1 protein-coding gene is annotated in these 1174 nt (G+C 59.5%); it reads left to right on the top strand.

From position 1 onward, the window contains the following. On the top strand, positions 1-1174 hold a 1174-nt coding region (locus BLL36_RS29940), incomplete at both ends, for an NAD(P)/FAD-dependent oxidoreductase (RefSeq protein WP_076955180.1).

The raw sequence follows: 1174 nt of genomic DNA, 5'->3' as shown, positions 1-1174 counted from the left end.
TATGGACCGCCTATGAATTGCTGTCCGCATCGCCCGAGTTGAACGTGGTGATCATCGACGCTAAATACCCGGGCTATGGCGCCTCCGGACGAAATGGCGGCGCCGTCATCCCTCGCATCAACGGCTCACGCGAGTTCTGGGGTTCGATCAAAGGCAAGACTGGCACCATGGCGCTGGAAAAGGCACTGGTTGAAGCCGTGGACCATGTCGGACACGTCATTGCCCAGGAAAATATCGATTGCGGTTACACCAAAAACGGCATGTTGGAACTGGCCCGCACGCCCCTCGAACTTCAGCGTCTTGTAGAGGCCCTCCAGGAAGACCGAAGGTACGGTCATGGACCTGCTGAAATCCGTATGCTTTCCAAGAGCGAAACCGCCAGCCGCATTACAGCAGAAGGCGTCATCGGCGCAAAACTCACGGTAAACGCAGCCTGCATCCAGCCGGCCGCCCTGGTCCTAGGCCTGACCAAAGCGGTCAGCCAGAAAGGCGCAAGGATCTACTACAACACGCCGGTGACCTCGATTGAGTCTTGCCTCGCGACCACCACGCACGGCAAGGTCCATGCGGACATCATCGTCTGCGCTGCCGAAGCCTATACCCAGAGCATTGTCACCGAACGAAACAAGATCACGCCCGTCCATACCTCAATGCTGGTCACCGAAAAACTGTCTGAAGAAGTGTTTGCACAGATAGGCTGGGGCGACCGCGAAGTGGTGCTGGCAGAACATCCCTTTTTGCACCTGCAGCGAACCCGCGACGGACGCATCACCATCGGCGGCGACGACAACCGGCTGACCTACAAGTACGGCAGTGTGCCCTGCACTGACGGGCCCGCCGAAGACAAAGTCTTTGCCACCTACCGCGAGGAACTCGTCCGTTTGTTCCCGGCCCTGGCCAACGTCAAAATCGAACACTCCTGGCAAGGCGTATTCGGTGCTCGACGCGACTGGGCGCCGGCCGTTGGCCTCAACAAAAAGACCGGCATTGCCTGGATCGGCGGTTATGTCGGCGAAGGGCTCGCCGCCTCAAACCTGGCGTCGCGCACCCTGACCGATCTTATTCTTGGGCGTGAGACCCAACTCACGCGACTGCCGCTGGTTCGTGAACTGCCACGCAAGTGGGAGCCCGAGCCACTGCGCATGCTCGGCTCTGTCGCCATCCTGAAGATGCG

Source organism: Pseudomonas cedrina subsp. cedrina (assembly GCF_001983175.1).
GTDB lineage: Bacteria > Pseudomonadota > Gammaproteobacteria > Pseudomonadales > Pseudomonadaceae > Aquipseudomonas > Aquipseudomonas cedrina.
Note: the sequence above shows the minus strand (reverse complement) of the source record. Positions and strands in the feature narration are given on the sequence as shown.